Below are 19,053 nucleotides of genomic sequence, written 5' to 3'. Positions count from 1 at the left end.
GGAAAATTCCCGCCGCCGACAGGTCCGGCCCCAAAGCTTAAGAGGGGTGGACCACGGGTCGCGAAACGCAACGCGGGCCGAAAGGCCCGCGTTGTTGGCGGCTTTCTAGGGAGAATCCGCGGGGATGTCAATTCGGCCCGGGGCGCGGCCTTTGCCCGTCCGCGATGGGAAAGCCGCAAATCAGGCCGCTTCGAGCGACCGGGCGTAGGCTTGCACGCTGCTTTCGAGTGACTCGCGAAACTGCGAGTCGCGGGAGGTGACGGCCGTGTTGGCCAGGCGAACCGCCTCGGCCTCGATTGCCGCCTCCCGGCTCAGCTTGTTGTTGGCATACAGCCATTTCGCCACAATGGCCCAATCCCAGAGCGGACTGTCGGAGGTCACCCGCGCGATCGGCGGGGGAAAGTTCTTGCCCCTTTGCCGTTTCGAATACTGGGTCATCGCGGCCCGCGTCAGACCTGTTCGCGCTGCGATGTCCGACAGGCTGACCAGCGGATCCGGCTCGATCCGCTCCACAGTTGCGCCCGCTTTCCGGACGGACTCCATCGCCGAGGCGATGGCTTCGCCGATCGAGCGCGCGCTGCGATCGAAGTCGAGGACGATTCGTCCCCGCTGGAAGGAGATCGTGGCGTCGTCGCAGCCGGCCTGAAAGAATCGGTCGGCAAAATCCTCCGCGTCGGGGTCGAGGCCGGAGGCGATGACGCGGAACTCAAAGGTTTTCATCGTTTTCTCCTGCCGGACGGTGCGGGCATCGCGCGATCTGCCTGCGTAGCTGTTTGGCGTGGTTCTCCGGGTTGCGCGGCGTCGACCAGACGAACAGCGCGCATCCATCGCGGTCGTGATGGGGACACAGCAGCTTGGCCCACGCATGTCCGCTGACCTTGACCCACGACCACCCTTGCTCCTCGGCAAACGCGACGGCGGCCTCGATCTCCTTGCTCGGATGCGATGGCCGCCCAGCCATCACGCCCCTCCAAATCTGGGAGTCGTGTTAACAAATGTCAACATTAGAGTTGCTCAAGCCGGAGATCTTAGAAATTCAATATAAAATATAGATACTTAATGAGTCCTGGCCAGATGGTTCCGGCTACGCCCCCACCGCCCGGACCGGCGGCTTTGCCGCAGCGGGGCCGCGCTGCATCGCCTGTAATTCGCTGGTGATGGCGGTGTTCAGCACCTGTTCGAGCCGGGTCATGATCCGGGCGATCGGGGCGGCGTCGATCAGGCGGTGGTCGAATCGGATCACCATGTCGAGGCCGCCGTCCTCGTCGAGCCGGCCGAAGCTCAGCATGTAGGGACCGGGGCTGATCGGGTAGAGGTCGCCGGCGCCGATCGCCGACACCGAGGACAGCCCGAAACTGCCGAAATAATTCGCGCGCTGCCGGGCCAGCGACAGCCCGCCCCACCAGATGAATCGCCGCAGCGGCCAGGGCAGGGCGCTGATCCGCATCATTTTGCGGAACATCGGCACCTCCTCGACCGGCGCGGATTGCGCCTCGCGGATCAGGCCGTCGACGCAGGCCAGCGACAATTCGTCGGGCGCGACCACCTTTTGCGCCAGGACGCAGTCCTCGCCGTCGATCTGCCGGGCGATCGCGATCACCCCGACGCAGCGCGGCAGCTCGTAGAAATGCGACCAGGGGAAATCCATCACCAGCGTGCGCAGCACCGGCTGCTCCCGCGCCACCAGCGCGAATGCCTTGGCGATGATCGCGGCGAAGCCCGGCGGCGAGGTCAGCCTCGCCCGGGCCTGCGCCAGCGGCGCCAGACCGAGCCGGCGCTGATAGGTGATCAGCGGCACGCCCTCGGAGGCCCACATCAGGTCGGCGACCAGCCGCCGCCGCAGCGGGATGCGTCGAATGGTTCCGCGCACGGGCTAAGGCGCCGGCGTGGCGAGCGGCTTGGTCTTGTCGACCACCCAAACCGCCAGCACTTTCGCGCCCTTGTCGCCGTGGACCCTGGCGTCGTGCACGACGCCTGCGGGAATCGCATAGGAATCGCCGGCCTTGAGGTGTTTGTCGGCCTGGCCGTCGATGCTCATCACAGCTTCACCTTCCAGCAGATACCCGGTCTCGATTCCGGGGTGGGTGTGGCGGCCAATGCTGCCGCCGGCAGGAAGTTCCGCAAGCCCGCTGATCGTCACAAAGCCGTCCGGGAACTCGACCTTCTGCAGCGGCGTCCGCTTGATCCCGCTTTGCTGGGCGAAGGCGGCGCCGGCAAGCGCGACGAAAGCGAGAGCGATCAAGGTTGTTTTGGTCATTGCGGCTCCTCCCTGCCTGCGAAACTAGCAGTCCCGGGGCTCGGCGGAAAGCATTCAGGCCGAAATGTGTCCGCCCAAATACGGAGAAATAGTCGTGGTGAGACGGTGTAGCCGTCCGGACGTGAACACCATCCGAACGCCGGGGGCGTCGCCATGGCCGGACCCCGCGCCGAGCAGCGTGGCCACCCGCCGGGCGATCGCCGGCGCCGGGTCGATCCAGTCCACCGGCCACGGCGCCAGCCGAACCAGCCGGTCGAGCAGCAGCGGGTAATGCGTGCAGGCGAGCACGATGCTGTCGGTGCGGTCGTCCGCGCCGTCGCCGGCGACGAAGCAGGGCGCGATCTCGGCGCGGATCGCCTCGTCCGGCACGTCGGCGCCGCCGAGCGCGGCCTCGGCCAGCGCGGCCAGATGCACCGAGCCGACCAGATTGACGTCGCAGCCGCCGGCGAAATCACGGATCAGCGCGCGGGTGTATTCCAGCCGCACCGTGCCGCTGGTGCCGAGCACCGAAACGCGCTTGGTCCTGGACGCCGCGCAGGCCGGCTTGATCGCCGGCACGGTGCCGACGAACGGCACCGCGTAGCGCGCCCGCAGCGGCGCCAGCGTCATGGTCGAGGCGGTGTTGCAGGCGATCACCACGAGGTCCGGCGCGTGTTCCGCGATCAGTTCGCCGATCAGCGGCACGACGCGGCCGATCACCGCCTCCTCGCTCTTCTGGCCGTAAGGGAAGAACGCATCGTCGCCGACATAGACGTAGCGCGCATCCGGCCGCAGTTTCACGACCTCGCGCAGCACCGTCAGCCCGCCGAGGCCGGAATCGAAAACCAGAATGTTCGGATGCGAACCCACGACGCGATCCTAGTCCAGCTTGGTTAGTTTTCGGTAGCCGCGCAACGGGATGGCTGTGCCCCGCGGTTCCTGTCCCCGCGAGCGGCAGGGCTATCGCATCTGAACGTTCGCGGGCGCGACGCGCATCACCCTCCCCTGGAGGGGGAGGGTCGCTCGCGTCAGCGAGCGGGGTGGGGTGGCGAAGAGTTCGTCCGCCGTGCCCGCTTCTCACCCCACCCCGTCACGCATCCCGCACTGCGGGCTGCGTGCCGACCCTCCCCCTCCAGGGGAGGGTGAAGAGGCGTCGCTCAGTTCTCGCCGAACACCCGCCGGAAGATCGTGTCGACGTGCTTGAGGTGATAGCCGAGGTCGAACTGCTCCTCGATCTCCGCATCCGACATGTACTTCTTCATGTCCGGATCCTTCTTCAGCAGCGTCAGGAAGTCGCCTTCGCCGCGCCACACCGGCATCGCGTTGCGCTGCACCAGCTTGTAGCTTTCCTCGCGCGAACAGCCCTTCTGGGTCAGCGCGGTGAGCAGGCGCTGCGAATGGATCAGGCCGCCGAGGCGGTCGAGATTTTTCGCCATGTTGTCGGGATACACCACCAGCTTCTCGATCACGCCCGCCAGTCGATTGAGCGCGAAGTCGAGCGTCACGGTGGAGTCCGGCGCGATCATGCGCTCGGCGGAGGAATGCGAGATGTCGCGCTCGTGCCACAGCACGACGTTCTCCATCGCCGGCATCGCATAGGCGCGCACCATCCGGGCGAGGCCGGTCAAATTCTCGGTCAACACCGGGTTGCGCTTGTGCGGCATCGAGGACGAGCCCTTCTGGCCCTCGGAGAAGTACTCCTCGGCCTCGAGCACCTCGGTGCGCTGCAGATGCCGCAGCTCGGTGGCGAGCCGCTCGACCGACGAGGCGATCACGCCCAGCGTGGCGAAGTACATCGCGTGGCGATCGCGCGGGATCACTTGCGTCGACACCGGCTCGACCGCGAGGCCCATTGCCTTGGCGACGTGTTCTTCGACCCGCGGATCGATATGCGCGAAGGTGCCGACCGAACCGGAGATCGCGCAGGTCGCGACTTCTTTGCGCGCGGCGACCAGGCGATCGCGGGCGCGGGAGAATTCGGCGTAGGCGTAGGCCATCTTCAGGCCGAACGTCACCGGCTCGGCATGGATGCCGTGCGAGCGGCCGATCGACGGCGTCATCTTGTGTTCGAACGCGCGCGTCTTCAGCGCCGCGAGAACCTTGTCGAGATCGGCCAGCAGGATGTCGGAGGCGCGCACCAGCTGCACGTTGAAGCAGGTGTCGAGCACGTCCGACGAGGTCATGCCCTGATGCACGAAGCGCGACAAGGGACCCACGAACTCGGCCAGATGCGTCAGAAACGCGATGACGTCGTGCTTGACCTCGCGCTCGATCTCGTCGATCCGCGCCACGTCGAACGCCGCGTCCTTGCCCTTGGCCCAGATCGTCTCCGCCGCCTCTTTCGGGATCACGCCGAGCGCCGCCTGCGCGTCCGAGGCGTGGGCCTCGATCTCGAACCAGATCTTGAAGCGGGTGAGCGGCTCCCAGATGGCAGCCATTTCCGGACGGGTGTAGCGCGGGATCATCACAGACTCTTCGTGTTGGGGGATTACGCCGCGCTTTAGCAGAAGCGCGGCGGGGAGGCCACAGTCCACCAGATCTTCCCTGACATAAGTGAATAATCCTAGGATAATATCCATTAATAGATGGTTGGATGGAAGGAACAGAATCTGTGCTGGGGTCGAGCGAATTTGTGCGAACGTTCGTGAAATCGCCAAACTGAGGGTGGGATCCGAGCATTCGGCGCTTCCACATGAGGCTGTGGCTGCGCGAAAGCATGTACTGGCTGCGGCGGGGTTGTCCGCGGGCGTGAGTAGGCCGATCGATGTCGTCCTCTGAGGATCTTCAGGACCAAATCTGGGACAGGCTGTATGCACAGCTTGTCGCCTTTTTCGAACGGCAGGGGAAAGAGGATGCCTTCGGCCGAGGCGATTTCTGGGTGGTTGACGACAACTACGGCTGGCCGAACAACATGGTCTATTTCTTCAATCTCGACCTGATGACCGTCGCACACATTCTGCACGTTCAGAGCCTGCTCGCCGACTGCCCGCCATGGAGTGTCTATCTGGTCGTCGATGTGGTGGGCAAGGAGACCGAATGGCCGCCGATGGGCGTCACCGTCCGTCGCCATGAAATCATCGACGGCCTGGTGCGGAAGTATTTGCCGGAGAAATTCAAGTTCTTGAAAATTCCGGGGAGCAGGCCCGGGACGGGGTACGATTGAGCGCGTCGCCGCCTCCAGAAAATGGTCCGATAACGACTATCATCCGCTCGTCCGGGGCGGGGAGGCCACCGAATTGCCGCGCGTTCAGCGGCGCCCGTGCGGGCCGGCGGCAGCGCGGGCCGCTTCCAGGGCGCCGCGCGCCTCCGCGACGTCGGGCAGGAAGCGGAAGCCGTAGCGGCCGGTGAAGTCGGTGTCGGGCGAGGCGGTGGAGGCGCGGGAGGCGAAGCTGAGATGGCCGCGGCGGCCGCGAATGTCGAGCACTTCGAGCTGGTTCATCGCGCCGAAATCGGTCGCCACCGCGCCGTCCCGGCCGAGCCCGGCGCGCAGGATCAGCGCGCGGCGATCGGTGACGACATAGAGCGTATGCAGGTGGTGCAGCAGCACGACGAACGGCCCCAGCACCAGCGCGACGCCGAACAGCAGCGGCAAGCCGATCCAATCGCCGAGCCAGCCGCGCGACAGCCCCACCAGGGCAAGCGCCAGCCACGGCACGCCGATCCACCACAGCGCCCGCACCATCATCATCGCCGCGGAGGCATCGGGCTGCGCCTGCCACAGGACGCGCTCGCCGGGCTGCAGCGCGGCATCGAGCGCGCGGCGCAGAGGCGCTTCGAACAGCGTGGAGCGGAACGCGTCGGGGATCGTCGTTTCAGAAGCCATACCGGTAAGTCATGCGGGCGCGTCGGCCGGTTCACCACGTCGCCATTGGCCGCAGCCCGGAACGGGACCTTTTCGGGCGTCGGCGGGTTGGTCATCTCAACCGACGCAAAGGAGATCGTCATGCCGGCAGGTCAACGCAGCGGAACGGGCGCCATGTCCGAGCTCGAAGACGAGAAGGTGCGCAAGGACGACATCCTCAGCAACCGCGACAAGGCCCAGCGCCCACCCGGCCGCGGCCTCGACGGCAAGGGCACCGAGATCGACGAATACAAGGACATCCCGAGCAATCAGCGGGAGAAGTAGTCCGCGGCGCAGTCGGGCCTGAACGACTCCCAGACGAAACGTGTCCCGCACGCGGTGCAGCGCGCAGCGCTGCGCCGCAGATGCGGGCCCCCGGTTTCTGGCGTCGCCCCGAGAACCGCAGCGCGATCGAATATCGATTCCCGCCCGGCGTCGATCAGCGGTTTGGCTCTGCCTATCCCCTGTCGTCCCCGCGCAGGCGGGGACCCATACGCCGCAGCATCCCGATTGAATCGCTGCGGCAGAGTTACTCACTTGAAAAGCCAGGGGTTATGGGTCCCCGCCTGCGCGGGGACGACGCGATGCGGATGCAGCGGCTGAAACATTCTGGAACCACCAGATTAGCGCTGCGGCCCGGCATGCCGCGGAGCGTCCGGCGCAAATCCGCCTCTTGACATAATTCCTATTATGATTATAGTCCGCGCTGTCCTGTCCGTGAGGGGCGCTTCGCGAGGCGTCGTACAAGCGGGACAGATCGGCGGGCCGGGTAACCGGTCCGGAACGATGGTTCGAGGACGCCGGCACCGTGCCGGGGAAATCGAACAGACGCGGCGTCCTGCGCGTCGTGCCTCGCAAGCACGCGTCCGGGAGGCTTCGGGGACCCGTCCGGGCCTACTACGAGGCTCTGCGACTTGTTAGTTCGCTGCACGGGGGCAGGCGAAGGCGGCGTAATCCGCCGGACCGTGGGGTTTCATTACCCTTGCCTGTCAACGGAAGCACGGGCCCGAAGACAGAAAGCGCCGCGGTGGGCGCGCCGGAAGGCGACGCGCGAGGGATCGCAAGCCCTCGCGAGAAACCACCAAACCCCGCGCCGGCCGGCGCGCCCCCACCCCTCGCTGTGACAGCGACGGGTGCACAACTCGGGCTCGATGGAGCCGCGAGAGAGAATTGCCGTGGCTGTTTGACAGGTCGATCAACTTGCACAACGTCATCCTGAGGCGCGAGCGCAGCGAGCCTCGAAGGATGGGCCGCAAGCTCAGCCCTCGTGTCCGCATCCTTCGAGGCTCGCCCTGCGGGCGAGCACCTCAGGATGACGGCGCTCAGGATGACAGCTGCTGAGATGGTAGCAGCGCTCGCCACCTCCACTCCCGTCATGCGCGGGCTTGACCCGCGCATCCATCGCGCGCGAAGCGCGCGGACCGAAGTGCATCTTACGAAGAGGATGGATTGCCGGGTCGAGCCCGGCAATGACGGCGGAAAGCTAAACCACTTCTCCTCTCGCCATCGCCGCCGCATTCCTGATCGCGTCGATATTCGCCTTGTAGCTCTCCACCGTGCCGCCCTTGAACACCGCGCTGCCCGCCACGAACGCGTTGGCGCCGGCGGCTGCTATTTGCCCCGACACTTTGTCGCTCACCCCGCCGTCGACTTCGATGTCGATCGGGCGGCCCGCGGTCATCGCGCGGATGTCCTGGATCTTGTTGATCGCGGAGGGGATGAAGGCCTGGCCGCCGAAGCCGGGGTTGACCGACATCACCAGCACCAGGTCGATCATGTCGATGACGTATTCCAGCGCGGAGGCCGGCGTCGACGGGTTGAGCGAGACGCCGGCCTTCTTGCCGAGCGCGCGGATCGCCTGCAGCGAGCGGTGCAGATGGGGACCGGCTTCGGCGTGGATGGTGATGTGGTCGCAGCCGGCTTTGGCGAAGGCTTCGAGATAGGGATCGCACGGCGCGATCATCAGATGCGCGTCGAAGATCTTGGTGGTGTGCGGCCGCATCGCCTTGATGACGTCGGGGCCGTAGGAAATGTTCGGCACGAAATGCCCGTCCATCACGTCGAGATGGATCCAGTCGGCGCCGGCCTGATCGACCGCGCGGACCTCTTCGCCGAGCCTGGAGAAATCCGACGCCAGGATCGACGGCGCGATGACGAGGGGGCGGGGCGCGAGCTGGGTCATGGGAGCTTCCGGTGCGGCGTGAGAGCGATCAGCCTCGCTATCACGCGGACCGGGACCTCGCAATGCGGCCCCGCAAGCTGCCGCGGTGCACCGATGGGGCCGGCAGGTTGTGCCGGTGCGGCAGAAATTTCCGCCCGGGCGGCGCCGCACCGCGGCGAAAATCCCTGCAATTCCAAGCGCTCTCCGGCTGGCACGGCGATTGCTGAACGATGGCACAGAATGCGCGTGCGTAGTTGCGGCCGCGGTCCGCGGCGTTGAACGGAGTCTCGTCATGTTGCCAGCCCTCGGCGCGCTCGGTGCGCTGTCCGGATTGCTCAATTCGCTGAGCTCCACGTCGTCGTCGGGGTCGTCCTCGAAGACGACCAGCCTCAGCAACCCGTTCGAAACCTCCAGCTCGGATTCGAGCTCCAGCTCCAGCAGTTCGCTGCTCGACTCGTCGAGCAGCAGCAGTTCGTCGCCGGCGAGCAGCCTGTCGCCGGAGATGATGCAGGCGCTGCTCGCAGCGCAGCAGCAGAGCCAGACGTCGACCACCGACGCGTCGACCACCGCCACGAAAAGCCGCGACACCGCGCTGAAGGATCTGTTCTCGCAACTCGACGGCGATGGCGACGGCGCCATCAGCCAGTCCGAATTCCAGGACAAGCTCGGCGCCGGCGGCACCAATGCCGAGAATGCCAGCAAGGTGTTCGCCAAGCTCGACGCCGACAATGACGGCTCGGTCAGCCTCGACGAATTGTCCTCGGCGCTGAAGGGCAGGGGCCAGCAGGCTCAGGCGGGCGGCGGCGGCGCGGGCGGCGGGTCGCAGGAGAGCTCGGGCGCGTCGACCACCAGCGTCACCAATGCCGACGGCTCGGTCACGACCTCGATCACCTATGCGGACGGCTCGACGGTGTCGACGACCTCGGCCGCCAGCGCCAGCAGCGCGTCGAGCAAAGCGACCGCGTCCTACAATTTCATCGAGCAGTTGATCCAGCGCCAGGCGGCGCAGCTGCAGGCCTCGGCGACCTCGTCGGTGTCGCTCAGCGCCTGAACTGATCGCGCCACGCCGGCTGCGCGTCCTTGAACGGCAGCGCGGTCGCCTCGTAGACGCCGCGCGCGATCGCCCGCGCCACCGTGTTGGCGGCGATCGCGCCGAGTTCGGTGAGCCCCGCCAGCGGATCGACCGGCTTGTTGCCGGTCGCGGCGGCGAACACCACGTCGCCGTCGAGCGGCGCATGCACCGGATAGATGGCCCGCGCAAACCCGGTCTGCGCCATCATCGCCAGCCGCTTCACCTGCGTCTTGGTCAGCAGCGCGTCGGTGACGACCGCGACCAGCGTGGTGTTCTCCGCGGTCGCGGCGGCGGCGCCCTTGATCTTCACCGCCAGCATCTCGTCGGTGAAATGCTGCGGCATGCCGCAGCCGCCGAACTCATCGCCGACTTCGTAAGGCGCCGACCAGAACCACGGGCCGTCGCCGATGGTGACGCTGCCGATCGCATTCACCGCCGCGATCGCGCCGACCATGATTCCGCCCGGCGTCGTCGCGGAGGCCGAGCCGAGCCCGCCTTTGTAGTTCGCCGTGGTCGCGCCGAGCCCCGCGCCGACGCTGCCGAGCGCGAAGGCGTCGCTTGCCGCCGCTGCGGCCTGATAGCCGAGCTCGCGATAGGGCGAGAATTGCCCCCACGCCTTGTCGCCGCCATTGAGCATGTCGAAGATCACGCCGCCCGGAACGATCGGGATCGTCGCGGTGCCGATCGAGAAGCCGCGGCCCTGTTCGGCGAGCCAGGCCTGCACGCCGCCGCCGGAATCGAGCCCGAACGCCGAGCCGCCCGACAGCGTGAAGCCGTCGACCTGCTCGACGGTATTGACCGGCTCCAACAGCACGCCGTCGCGAATCCCCGGTCCGCCGCCGCGCACGTCGATCGAGGCGACGGCCGGCGTGTCGAACAGGATCGCGGTGACGCCGGAGGCCAAGCGTTCGTCGTGGGCGTGGCCGACGCGGACGCCGGCAATGTCGGTGATGAGGTTCTTCAAGGCAGTTCCAACGGTGAAGGTCATGAGGAGAGCGATATTGTCGGCATAAACACTTCGTCGAGCAACCCTCACGCCGCGATCACAAGCTGCGGAAGCTCGCCGCAGCGGGCCTTGCGCGGCCGACGAGGGCAGGTGCATGTAGCCGCATGATCCATGACGTCTCGATCCCCGCGGCGCTGCTCGCCGGCTTGGTCAGCTTCCTGTCGCCCTGCGTGCTCCCGCTGGTGCCGCCATACCTGATCTATCTGACCGGCGCGACCATCGAGCACGTCGCCGCCGACGAATCCCAGCGCAATTCGAAACGCGCCGTGATGATCTCGGCGCTGGTCTTCGTGCTCGGCTTCTCGACCGTGTTCGTGGCACTCGGCGCCAGCGCCAGCCTGGTCGGCGGCCTGATCCGGGCCTGGTCGGCCGAACTCGCGATCGTCGCCGGCATCGTCATCATTCTGATGGGGCTGCATTTCCTCGGCCTGACGCGGCTCAACATCCTGATGCGCGAGGGCCGGCTGCCGATCCCAAAACCAGTGGGCCTGTGGGGCGCCTATGTGATGGGGCTCGCCTTCGCGTTCGGCTGGACGCCGTGCATCGGCCCGATCCTCGCCGCGATCCTGTCGGTCGCCGCGGCCGAAGCCACGGTGGCGAAGGGCGCGGGGCTACTGGCGGTCTATTCCGCGGGCCTCGGCATTCCGTTCCTGCTCGCGGCCTTGATGGTCGAGCAGTTCTCCGGCCTGTTCGCGCGGATGAAGAAGCACCTCGCCATCGTCGAACGCGTGATGGGCGCGCTGATGGTTCTGACCGGCATCGCCTTCCTCACCGGCGCCATCACCGACGTCAGCGTCTGGCTGCTGAATACGTTCCCGGCGCTGGGGACGATCGGGTGAGGCGGCCGGCGCTGAATTGGTAAGGCGCCGATATTCGTCGAACGCGCATCGCCATCAAAGGACGTCATCCTCCGCGAACGCGGAGGATCCACTATCCCAGAGTGTCAGTTGCTCTGATGGATTAGACGGTCGCGCTCTGGAATACTGGGCCGCCCGGTCGAGCCGGGCGGTGACGGCTTTGCACCGTTGTTTCAACGTCATTGCGAACGTAGCGAAGCAATCCAGAGCAGCAAACACTGTTTGGATTGCTTCGTCGCTTCGCTCCTCGCAATGACGATCGAAAGCCCAACGCCTCACATCGCCTTGCCGGGGATTTCCGCGTAGTTGCCCTTGGCGTCCCATTTGTAGACGACGTAGTCGATCGCCTTGATGTCGCCCTTGGCGTCGAACGCCATCTTGCCGAGCACGGTGTCCCATTCGCCGGCCTTGATGGTGTCGATCACCTTCTTCGGATCGGTGGTCTTGGCCTTGGCGACGGCCTGCGACCAGACCTGGAACGCGGCGTAGGTGTAGAGCGTGTAGCCTTCCGGATCGATGCCCTTGGCCTTGAACTTCTCGACGATCGCCTTGGCGGTCGGCTTGTTGCGCGGGTCGGGGCCGAAGGTGAACAGCGTGCCCTCGGCGAGCGGGCCGGTGATCGAGGCGAATTCCTTGTCGTTCATCGCGTCGCCGGCCATCATCGCGGTCTTCAGGCCCTGGTCGCGCATCTGCCGCAGGATCAGCCCGGCTTCCTGATGGTAGCCGCCGATATAGACGAGATCGATCGAGTCGCGCTTCAGCCGCGAGACGATCGAATTGAAGTCCTTGTCGCCCTTGTTGTAGGACTCGAACATCTTCTCCTGGAAGCCGGCCTTGTTCAGCGCCTTCTTGGTTTCATCGGCGAGACCCTTGCCGTAGGTGGTCTTGTCGTTGAGGATGGCGACGTTCTTGCCCTTGAAATTCTTGGTGATGTACTCGGCGGCGATCAGGCCCTGCTGATCGTCGCGGCCGCAGACGCGCAGCACGTTCCACAGCTTGCGCTCGGTGAACAGCGGGTTGGTCGAGGCGGGCGTGATCTGCAGCACGTTGCCGTCCGCATAGGCTTCCGACGCCGGGATCGACGACGACGAACAGAAATGCCCGGCGACGAACGGGATGCCTTCGCCTGCCAGTTTCTCGGCGATAGAGCGTGCCTGCTTGGGATCGCAGGCGTCGTCGCCGATCTGCAGCGCCAGCTTCTTGCCGAGCACGCCGCCGCCGGCGTTGAGATCGGCGACCGCCTGATCGGCGCCGTTCTTCAACTGCCGTCCGAACGCGGATTCGCTGCCGGTCATCGGCCCCGAGACCGCGACCTTGATGTCCTGTGCCAGCGCCGTGGTCGACAGCGCCAGCGACGCGCCGAATGCCAAACCGAGAAGCTTGAGTTTCATGGATCGATCCCTGCGGTAATGTGCGAACGAACAGCGCGCCCGAGCCGTGCCGAGGCGCGAAGCCTGGTGGCATTGTTGGCTGATTTTCCGGCCAAGTCATCGACAAAATGCGCACTTCGCCGCAGCGCTCTGGCACATTCTGCCGCAGGCGGTCGACGGCGGTGGTGTCACACCTTGCGGCCGCCTTCGAGATAGGCGGCGCGGACTTCCGGGCGCGCCAGCAATTCGGCGCCGCTGCCGCTCAGGGTAATCAGTCCGTTGACCAGCACGTAGCCGCGATGCGCCAGCCGCAGCGCGTGGTTGGCGTTCTGCTCGACGATCAGCACGGTCAGGCCGTCCTGCCTGTTCAGCGTGCGGATGGCCTCGAAGATCTGCCGGGTGATCAGCGGCGCGAGGCCGAGCGAGGGCTCATCGAGCAGCAGCAGCCGCGGCCGGCTCATCAGCGCGCGGCCGATCGCCAGCATCTGCTGTTCGCCGCCCGATAGCGTGCCGCCGCGCTGGCCATAGCGTTCGCGCAGCCGCGGAAACAGCGTCAGTACGCGTTCCAGCACGTCGGCGCGCTCGGCATCGGTGCTGTCACCGGCATCGGCGCCCATCTGCAGATTTTCGGCGACGCTCATCCGCGGAAAGATCCGCCGGCCCTCGGGCGATTGCGCGATGCTCATCCGCGCGATCAGGTGGGTCGGCATCTGTGTGATGTCGATGCCGTCGAATACGATGCGGCCGGTTTTGGCGCGCGGCTTGCCGAAAATCGTCATCATCAGCGTCGACTTGCCGGCGCCGTTGGCGCCGATCAGCGCGACGATCTCGCCGGGCTTGATATCGAGATCGACGCCCTTCAGCGCCTCGATCTTGCCGTAGGCTGCGCGCAGGTTTTCGATACTGAGGAGAGGCGGGGCGGAGGTCATGACGCGACCTCGATGAACCCTACGCCCTCCGCGACCGTCATTGCGAGCGAAGCGAAGCAATCCAGCGCTGGGCACTGCGCTGGATTGCTTCGTCGCTTCGCTCCTCGCAATGACGAAGCGGGGGATGGCCGGGTCAAGCCCGGCCATGACGCCGCAAATGGGGAGAGCCAGGTCACAGCCCGAGCTCCTGCTCGACGGCTTCGACCTCTTCGTCCTCGACGCCGAGATAGGCGGCGATGACGCGCTGGTCGTCGCGGATCTGCTGCGGCGTGCCCTCGGCGATCTTGACGCCGTAGTCGAGCACGACGACGGCGTCGGAGATTTCCATCACCACGCTCATGTCGTGCTCGATCAGGAGGATCGAGGTCCCGTGGTCGTCGCGGATCGAGAGCAGCAACTCGCTGAGCGCCGCGCTCTCGCGCGCATTGAGGCCGGCGGCCGGCTCGTCGAGGCACAGCAGCACCGGCTCGGTGCACATCGCCCGCGCGATCTCCAGCCGCCGTTGATCGCCGTAAGGCAGATTGCCGGCGGCCTCGTCGGCGCGCTCCAAGAGGCCGATCTGCTTCAGCCAGAAGGTGGCGCGCTCGATCGCCTGCTTTTCCGCCGCGCGCCAGGACGGCGCGCCGAACAGGCCGAGAAAGGTCAGACCGGATGCGAGCATCAGCTTGTTGTGCTGCGCCACCATCAGGTTTTCCAGCGCGGTCATGCCGGCGAACAGCCGGATGTTCTGGAAGGTGCGTGCGACCTTGGCGATCTTGGTGATGCGGAAGTCGTTGAGCTTGTCGAGCCGGTAGCTGTCGCCGCCGGGATGCTGCAGGCCGATCGCGCCGGCGCTCGGCTTGTAGAAACCGGTGATGCAATTGAACACCGTGGTCTTGCCGGCGCCGTTCGGGCCGATCAGGGCGGTGATCTTGCCGCGCTGCGCCTCGAACGACAATTCGTTGACGGCGACGATGCCGCCGAACCGCATTGTCAGTCCCTCGACGCGGAGAATGGGGGGGGCGTTGCTCATCCATGGCCCTCCTTGACGAGGTCGGACGAGATCGCCTGATTGTGCTGCAGATACACGGTCGGCGCGCGGTGGCCGATCAGGCCGCGCGGTCGCCATACCATCAGCAGCACCATCGACAGGCCGAACACCAGCATGCGGAACTGATCGAGCCCGCGGAACAGCTCGAAGCCGCCGATCAGCGCCAGCGCGGCCAGCGCGACGCCGAGCTGCGAGCCCATGCCGCCGAGCACGACGATCGCCAGCACCAGCGCGGATTCCTGGAAGGTGAAGGATTCCGGCGAGATGAAGCCCTGCCTTGTGGCGAAGAACGCGCCGGCGAAGCCGCCGAACATCGCGCCGGTGGCGAACGCCGTCAACTTGGTCGTGGTGGTGTTGATGCCGAGCGCGCGGCAGGCGACCTCGTCCTCGCGCAGCGCTTCCCAGGCGCGGCCGATCGGCAGCCGGCGAAGCCGGATCGTCGCCCAGTTGGTGATCAGCGCCAGCGCCAGGATCAGATAGAACAGGAACACCAGCCGGTGCGACGGCGAGAATGGAATCCCGAGCATCGCGGCGAGGCCGTTCTCGCCAGGCACCAGCGGGATGCCGAACAGCGTCGGCCGCGGAATGCCGCTGATGCCGTTCGGACCGCCGGTCAGGCTCTGCCAATTGATGATGACGAGGCGGATGATTTCGCCGAAGGCCAGCGTGACGATGGCCAGATAGTCGCCGCGCAGCCGCAGCACCGGAAAGCCGAGCAGCACGCCCCAGAACGCGGCGAGGATGCCGGCGAGCGGCAGGCAGATCCAGAACGACAGGTCGAAATTGGTGGCGAGCAGCGCGTAGGAATAGGCGCCGACGGCGTAGAACGCGACGTAGCCGAGGTCCAGCAGGCCGGCGAGGCCGACCACGATATTCAGGCCCCAGCCGAGCATCACATAGGTCAGGACGAGAATGCCGAGGTCGAGAATGTAGCGCTGGTCGTAGAAGATCACCGGCACCAGAATCGTGAAGATCAGCAGCACCGGCGCGACCGCGCGGCCGGCGACACCGAGCGTCTTGCGGGCGCCTTCGGGCATCAGCCGCGGCGTCTCGACCGGTCCCCACCAATGGCGCAGCAGTTCGACGACGATCGAGCCGACGAATACCGCGGCGACCATGCCGGCAAGGTCCCCGAACCGGGTCCAGTAGATCAGTTGTCCTTCGGGCCCGGCCTCGGTTCGCACGCCGATCATCAGCGAAAACAGAACCAGCGCCACGAGGGCGCTGATCAGGGCTTTCTTGAGGATGAAACCGATATTCGCGGCCGGTTTGGCGGCGGTGGCAGCGGCGGCGTGAACGGGATGAGCCACTGCGCCCGCTCAGACTTTTTCGACTTCCGGCCGGCCCAGCAGGCCGGTCGGCATGAAGATCAACACGACGATGAGGATCGAGAACGCCGCGACGTCCTTGTACTCGACCGAGAAATAGGCCGACCAGAACGTCTCGATCAGCCCGATCAGCAGGCCGCCGAGCATCGCGCCGGGCAGCGAACCGATGCCGCCGAGCACGGCCGCGGTGAACGCCTTGATGCCGGCGACGAATCCCATGAAGAAATCGACCAAGCCGTAATACAGCAGGTACATCATGCCCGCGACCGAGGCGAGCGCGGCGCCGATCACGAAGGTCATCGAGATGGTGCGGTCGACGTCGACGCCGAGCAGCGAGGCCATGGTCCGGTCCTGCTCGCAGGCGCGCATGTCGCGGCCGAGCCGGGTTTTCGCCACCAGCCATGTGAAGATCGCGAGCAGCACGATCGTGGTGATCACCACCACGATCTGCACATTGGAAAGCTGAACGTTGAAGCCGTCGGCGCTCTCGTGAAGCGTGTAGCCGCCGGTGATGATCGGCGGCACCGGCTTGACTCGGGCGCCCTGGGCGACCTGCGCGAAATTCATCAGCACGAACGACATGCCGATCGCCGACAGCATCGGCGCGAGCCGGAACGAATTCCGCAGCGGGCGATAGGCGATGCGCTCGACCGTCCAGCCGTACAGCGCCGTGATCGCCATCGACACCAGCAGCACCACCAGCAGGATCAGCGGCACGAAGGTGAGGCCGAACGACACCAGGATCAGGAAGCTGATCAGGGCGATGAAGCCGCCGATCATGAAAATGTCACCATGGGCGAAATTGATCATGCCGACGATGCCGTAGACCATCGTGTAGCCGATCGCGATCAGGCCGTAGATCGAGCCGAGGACGAGGCCGTTGATGAGCTGCTGAGCGAAATAATCCATGCGCTGCCGTGGTCTGAGGTCCGAATGGATCCAAATCTCATAGGCGAAGTCTCACCGGCGATGCGAGCCGCTGTCAGGCACCCGCCGCGCTGGAGACGCGATGCGGCGAGGGCCCCGGCAGCCGGAACGTCGCGTCGCTTTGAGATTTTGTAACAGTTGTAACTGGTTACGGCAACAGCCCTGCCAATGCGACCTTCTTCCCTGTGGACGACGATGGTTCCCGGGGGGCCGATTGGTCGGCGCCGGTCGCGCGCGGCAGGCCACCAGGCCACTCAGCAAAAGGCAAATTCCGTTCCCGAAGGGGTGATTCAGGGCGGGGCGGTGGCGTCATCCACAGGGTTAACGGCCATTAAGGTTAACAAAGCCTTTCCGTTGTCGCTCGTCGTTAACCGGGATTAGCTCGACGCAAACTTCCCCGGTCGGGAAGGCCGGCAGCGGGAATCTACGATGATGACGACGAATTGGCGGATCAGCTCTGTAAACGGCGTGCTGCTCGCGGCCTATTTCGTCCCGACCTGGCTGATGGTCGCCTTCAAGATCATGGTGTCGCCGATCCATGCTTTGTACGATCGGCCGAATATCTCGGTGGCGATCTTCCTCGGCGATCACTTCCATCTCGCCGCCACCGACACGGTGCGGACCGCCTGGATGCTCGCACTCGCCAAACTCACAGTGGCGGCGTTCTTCATTGTATTCGTCGCGCTGCTGACGCGACCGTCGATCCGGAAGACCGGCGGCTCCGACGAGCCGCTGGCGATCGCGCTGACGCTGGGCAGCGTGATCAGCTTCGCCAGCATGATCATGGCCTCCCAGGTCGGCGAGGCGGAAGCGATGCGGCTGCACGCGACCGAACTGCTGTTGCTGCTCGGCACTGCGATCGTGATGCTGGTTGAGCGGCCGGTGGAATCCGTCGCCAAGGTTGCGGCGCAGCCCGAGATGATGCCGAACTATCCGCACGCGCAGCAGAATTCCTGATCGCGATCCGACAACCTCCGAAGCCGACCTATATCGCAATGCGCAAAGCTTCTATGCTTGGCCCGTAGCGACTTGCGGTGCCTTGCTACTTTTGCTTTTGCAAACGGCGTGCTTTAGTCGTCCGGCAATGCCGCCGATCAAGGCGGCTGACGATTGCGGGAGGAGAATCCATGGCCATGACGATGAACGGCGAAGTCCAACTGGGCGCGCCGAAAGATCTGGTGTGGAGCAAACTGAACGATCCTGACGTGCTGAAGCAGTGCATCCCCGGCTGCGAAGAGCTGGAGAAGACCGAGGACGACAGCGGTTTTCGCGCGGTGGCCAAGTTGAAGGTCGGCCCGGTGTCGGCGCGCTTCAAGGGCCGCGTGACGCTCAGCGATCTCGACCCGCCGAACGGCTACAAGATCACCGGCGAGGGCGAGGGCGGCGTCGCCGGCTTCGCCAAAGGCGGCGCCGTCGTCGGCCTGTCCGACAAGGACGGCGGCACGCTGCTGTCCTACGACGTCGAGGCGCATATCGGCGGCAAGCTGGCGCAGCTCGGGCAGCGGCTGATCAACGGCTCGGCCAAGAAGCTCGCCGACGAGTTCTTCGCCAATTTCTCCAAGGCCGTCGAGGGCAATGGCGGCACCTGATTGCGCCGCAGCGATCCCCGATCACGCTCTCGTTATCACTGTCCTTGTTCATGGGCCGCGCGATTTCGACAATCCGATCCGAGGTTGCCGATCCGGGTGTTGCCCCCTAAGATATGTTCAAGAAACACAACTAAGACGCGAGCTGACTGCCGTGCAACGCGGCGGTGTGACATGAATGAGAGGGCCGATGGCCAAGATTTCCCTGATCGTGAATGGCAATCCCGTGACCGCGAATGTCGATCCGCGCACGCTGCTGGTGCAGTTTCTGCGCGAGCATCTGCGGCTCACGGGCACCCATGTCGGCTGCGACACGTCGCAGTGCGGCGCCTGCGTCGTGCATCTCGACGGCAAGGCGGTGAAGTCCTGCACCACGCTGGCGGTGATGGCGGACGGCCATGAAGTGACGACGATCGAGGGACTGGCCGCCGATGGCGCGCCGCTGCATCCGATGCAGGAGGCATTTCGCGAACATCACGGGCTGCAATGCGGTTTCTGCACGCCGGGCATGATCATGACCGCGGTCGATCTGGTGCACCGCAAGGGGCATGAGCTGTCAGACGCCACGATTCGCGAGGAGCTCGAAGGCAATCTGTGCCGCTGCACCGGCTATCAGAACATCGTGCTGTCGATCGCGGCCGGCGCCAAGGCGATGGCGAATTCCGATCTCGCGTAACCAGTTTCGGGCAACGATCAAAGCGCAGGCCGAG

At 65.6% G+C, this 19,053-nt stretch carries 21 protein-coding genes; 7 read left to right on the top strand and 14 right to left on the bottom strand.

The window, feature by feature from the left end; genetic code table 11:
* Nucleotides 1-180 precede the first annotated feature (180 nt).
* The 6 genes from RPB_RS18650 to purB form a co-directional block, all read right to left on the bottom strand.
* Nucleotides 181-720 carry a hypothetical protein gene (locus RPB_RS18650; RefSeq protein WP_011442577.1) on the bottom strand — a complete coding sequence of 180 codons (540 nt, stop codon included), beginning with the start codon at nt 718-720 and terminating at the stop codon, nt 181-183.
* A complete protein-coding gene (locus RPB_RS24280; protein ID WP_157038863.1) occupies nt 707-961 on the bottom strand; it encodes a hypothetical protein in 255 nt (84 codons plus the stop codon). Before RPB_RS24280 ends, RPB_RS18650 begins: the two co-directional genes overlap by 14 nt.
* Before the next feature lie 123 nt (nt 962-1,084).
* Complete coding sequence (locus RPB_RS18645; protein WP_011442575.1) at nt 1,085-1,870, bottom strand: hypothetical protein; 786 nt, start codon at nt 1,868-1,870, stop codon at nt 1,085-1,087.
* A 3-nt stretch (nt 1,871-1,873) separates the two neighbouring features.
* Nucleotides 1,874-2,257 (bottom strand): cupin domain-containing protein, encoded by a 384-nt coding sequence (locus RPB_RS18640; RefSeq protein ID WP_011442574.1) that lies wholly within the window; start codon nt 2,255-2,257, stop codon nt 1,874-1,876.
* 54 nt (nt 2,258-2,311) lie between these two features.
* On the bottom strand, nt 2,312-3,106 hold the full coding sequence (murI, locus tag RPB_RS18635; protein WP_011442573.1) for a glutamate racemase: 795 nt from the start codon (nt 3,104-3,106) through the stop codon (nt 2,312-2,314).
* Between the two features lie 287 nt (nt 3,107-3,393).
* The gene (gene purB, locus RPB_RS18630; protein ID WP_041798343.1) at nt 3,394-4,701 is read right to left on the bottom strand and encodes an adenylosuccinate lyase; all 1,308 of its coding nucleotides are present in this window, start codon (nt 4,699-4,701) and stop codon (nt 3,394-3,396) included.
* Between the two features lie 299 nt (nt 4,702-5,000).
* On the opposite strand from purB, the gene RPB_RS18625 reads away from it, so the two are divergent.
* Complete coding sequence (locus tag RPB_RS18625; RefSeq protein WP_011442571.1) at nt 5,001-5,399, top strand: hypothetical protein; 399 nt, start codon at nt 5,001-5,003, stop codon at nt 5,397-5,399.
* 84 nt (nt 5,400-5,483) lie between these two features.
* Here the strand turns inward: RPB_RS18625 and RPB_RS18620 are convergent, their stop codons facing one another.
* On the bottom strand, nt 5,484-6,059 hold the full coding sequence (locus RPB_RS18620) for a hypothetical protein (protein ID WP_011442570.1): 576 nt from the start codon (nt 6,057-6,059) through the stop codon (nt 5,484-5,486).
* Between the two features lie 153 nt (nt 6,060-6,212).
* Here RPB_RS18620 and RPB_RS18615 point away from each other — a divergent pair, with 153 nt between their 5' ends.
* Nucleotides 6,213-6,362 (top strand): hypothetical protein, encoded by a 150-nt coding sequence (locus RPB_RS18615; protein WP_245258258.1) that lies wholly within the window; start codon nt 6,213-6,215, stop codon nt 6,360-6,362.
* 1,198 nt (nt 6,363-7,560) lie between these two features.
* Here RPB_RS18615 and rpe read toward each other — a convergent pair.
* On the bottom strand, nt 7,561-8,259 hold the full coding sequence (gene rpe, locus RPB_RS18610; protein ID WP_011442568.1) for a ribulose-phosphate 3-epimerase: 699 nt from the start codon (nt 8,257-8,259) through the stop codon (nt 7,561-7,563).
* A 271-nt stretch (nt 8,260-8,530) separates the two neighbouring features.
* Between rpe and RPB_RS18605 the strand changes: the two genes are divergently transcribed.
* A complete protein-coding gene (locus RPB_RS18605; protein ID WP_011442567.1) occupies nt 8,531-9,289 on the top strand; it encodes an EF-hand domain-containing protein in 759 nt (252 codons plus the stop codon).
* On the opposite strand, the gene RPB_RS18600 is transcribed toward RPB_RS18605, so the two are convergent.
* Nucleotides 9,279-10,274: a P1 family peptidase gene (locus tag RPB_RS18600; RefSeq protein WP_011442566.1), complete on the bottom strand. Its 996-nt coding sequence runs from the start codon at nt 10,272-10,274 to the stop codon at nt 9,279-9,281. The two genes, RPB_RS18605 and RPB_RS18600, sit on opposite strands and share 11 nt — an antisense overlap.
* A gap of 146 nt (nt 10,275-10,420) precedes the next feature.
* Here RPB_RS18600 and RPB_RS18595 point away from each other — a divergent pair, with 146 nt between their 5' ends.
* Nucleotides 10,421-11,155 (top strand): cytochrome c biogenesis CcdA family protein, encoded by a 735-nt coding sequence (locus RPB_RS18595; RefSeq protein ID WP_011442565.1) that lies wholly within the window; start codon nt 10,421-10,423, stop codon nt 11,153-11,155.
* Nucleotides 11,156-11,448: 293 nt separating this feature from the next.
* Here the strand turns inward: RPB_RS18595 and RPB_RS18590 are convergent, their stop codons facing one another.
* The 5 genes from RPB_RS18590 to RPB_RS18570 form a co-directional block, all read right to left on the bottom strand.
* Nucleotides 11,449-12,564, bottom strand: a complete 1,116-nt coding sequence (locus tag RPB_RS18590) for a branched-chain amino acid ABC transporter substrate-binding protein (RefSeq protein ID WP_011442564.1) — start codon at nt 12,562-12,564, stop codon at nt 11,449-11,451.
* A gap of 167 nt (nt 12,565-12,731) precedes the next feature.
* On the bottom strand, nt 12,732-13,472 hold the full coding sequence (locus RPB_RS18585) for an ABC transporter ATP-binding protein (RefSeq protein ID WP_011442563.1): 741 nt from the start codon (nt 13,470-13,472) through the stop codon (nt 12,732-12,734).
* Nucleotides 13,473-13,644: 172 nt separating this feature from the next.
* A complete protein-coding gene (locus tag RPB_RS18580; RefSeq protein ID WP_011442562.1) occupies nt 13,645-14,484 on the bottom strand; it encodes an ABC transporter ATP-binding protein in 840 nt (279 codons plus the stop codon).
* A complete protein-coding gene (gene livM / locus RPB_RS18575; protein WP_011442561.1) occupies nt 14,481-15,812 on the bottom strand; it encodes a high-affinity branched-chain amino acid ABC transporter permease LivM in 1,332 nt (443 codons plus the stop codon). The genes RPB_RS18580 and livM overlap by 4 nt, the downstream gene beginning before the upstream one ends.
* Before the next feature lie 9 nt (nt 15,813-15,821).
* The gene (locus RPB_RS18570) at nt 15,822-16,739 is read right to left on the bottom strand and encodes an ABC transporter permease subunit (protein ID WP_011442560.1); all 918 of its coding nucleotides are present in this window, start codon (nt 16,737-16,739) and stop codon (nt 15,822-15,824) included.
* Nucleotides 16,740-17,186: 447 nt separating this feature from the next.
* On the opposite strand from RPB_RS18570, the gene RPB_RS18565 reads away from it, so the two are divergent.
* The 3 genes from RPB_RS18565 to RPB_RS18555 all read left to right on the top strand — a co-directional run bounded on the left by RPB_RS18565 (nt 17,187) and on the right by RPB_RS18555 (nt 19,019).
* Complete coding sequence (locus RPB_RS18565) at nt 17,187-17,714, top strand: hypothetical protein (protein ID WP_011442559.1); 528 nt, start codon at nt 17,187-17,189, stop codon at nt 17,712-17,714.
* A 170-nt stretch (nt 17,715-17,884) separates the two neighbouring features.
* Entirely contained in the window at nt 17,885-18,346 is a 462-nt protein-coding gene (locus tag RPB_RS18560; RefSeq protein WP_041798342.1) for a CoxG family protein, read from the top strand.
* A 187-nt stretch (nt 18,347-18,533) separates the two neighbouring features.
* Nucleotides 18,534-19,019: a (2Fe-2S)-binding protein gene (locus tag RPB_RS18555; RefSeq protein ID WP_041798341.1), complete on the top strand. Its 486-nt coding sequence runs from the start codon at nt 18,534-18,536 to the stop codon at nt 19,017-19,019.
* The last annotated feature ends 34 nt before the right edge of the window (nt 19,020-19,053 follow it).

Origin of the sequence: Rhodopseudomonas palustris HaA2 (genome assembly GCF_000013365.1) — a bacterium.
GTDB lineage: Bacteria > Pseudomonadota > Alphaproteobacteria > Rhizobiales > Xanthobacteraceae > Rhodopseudomonas > Rhodopseudomonas palustris_J.
This window is presented reverse-complemented; position numbering and strand designations above follow the sequence as displayed.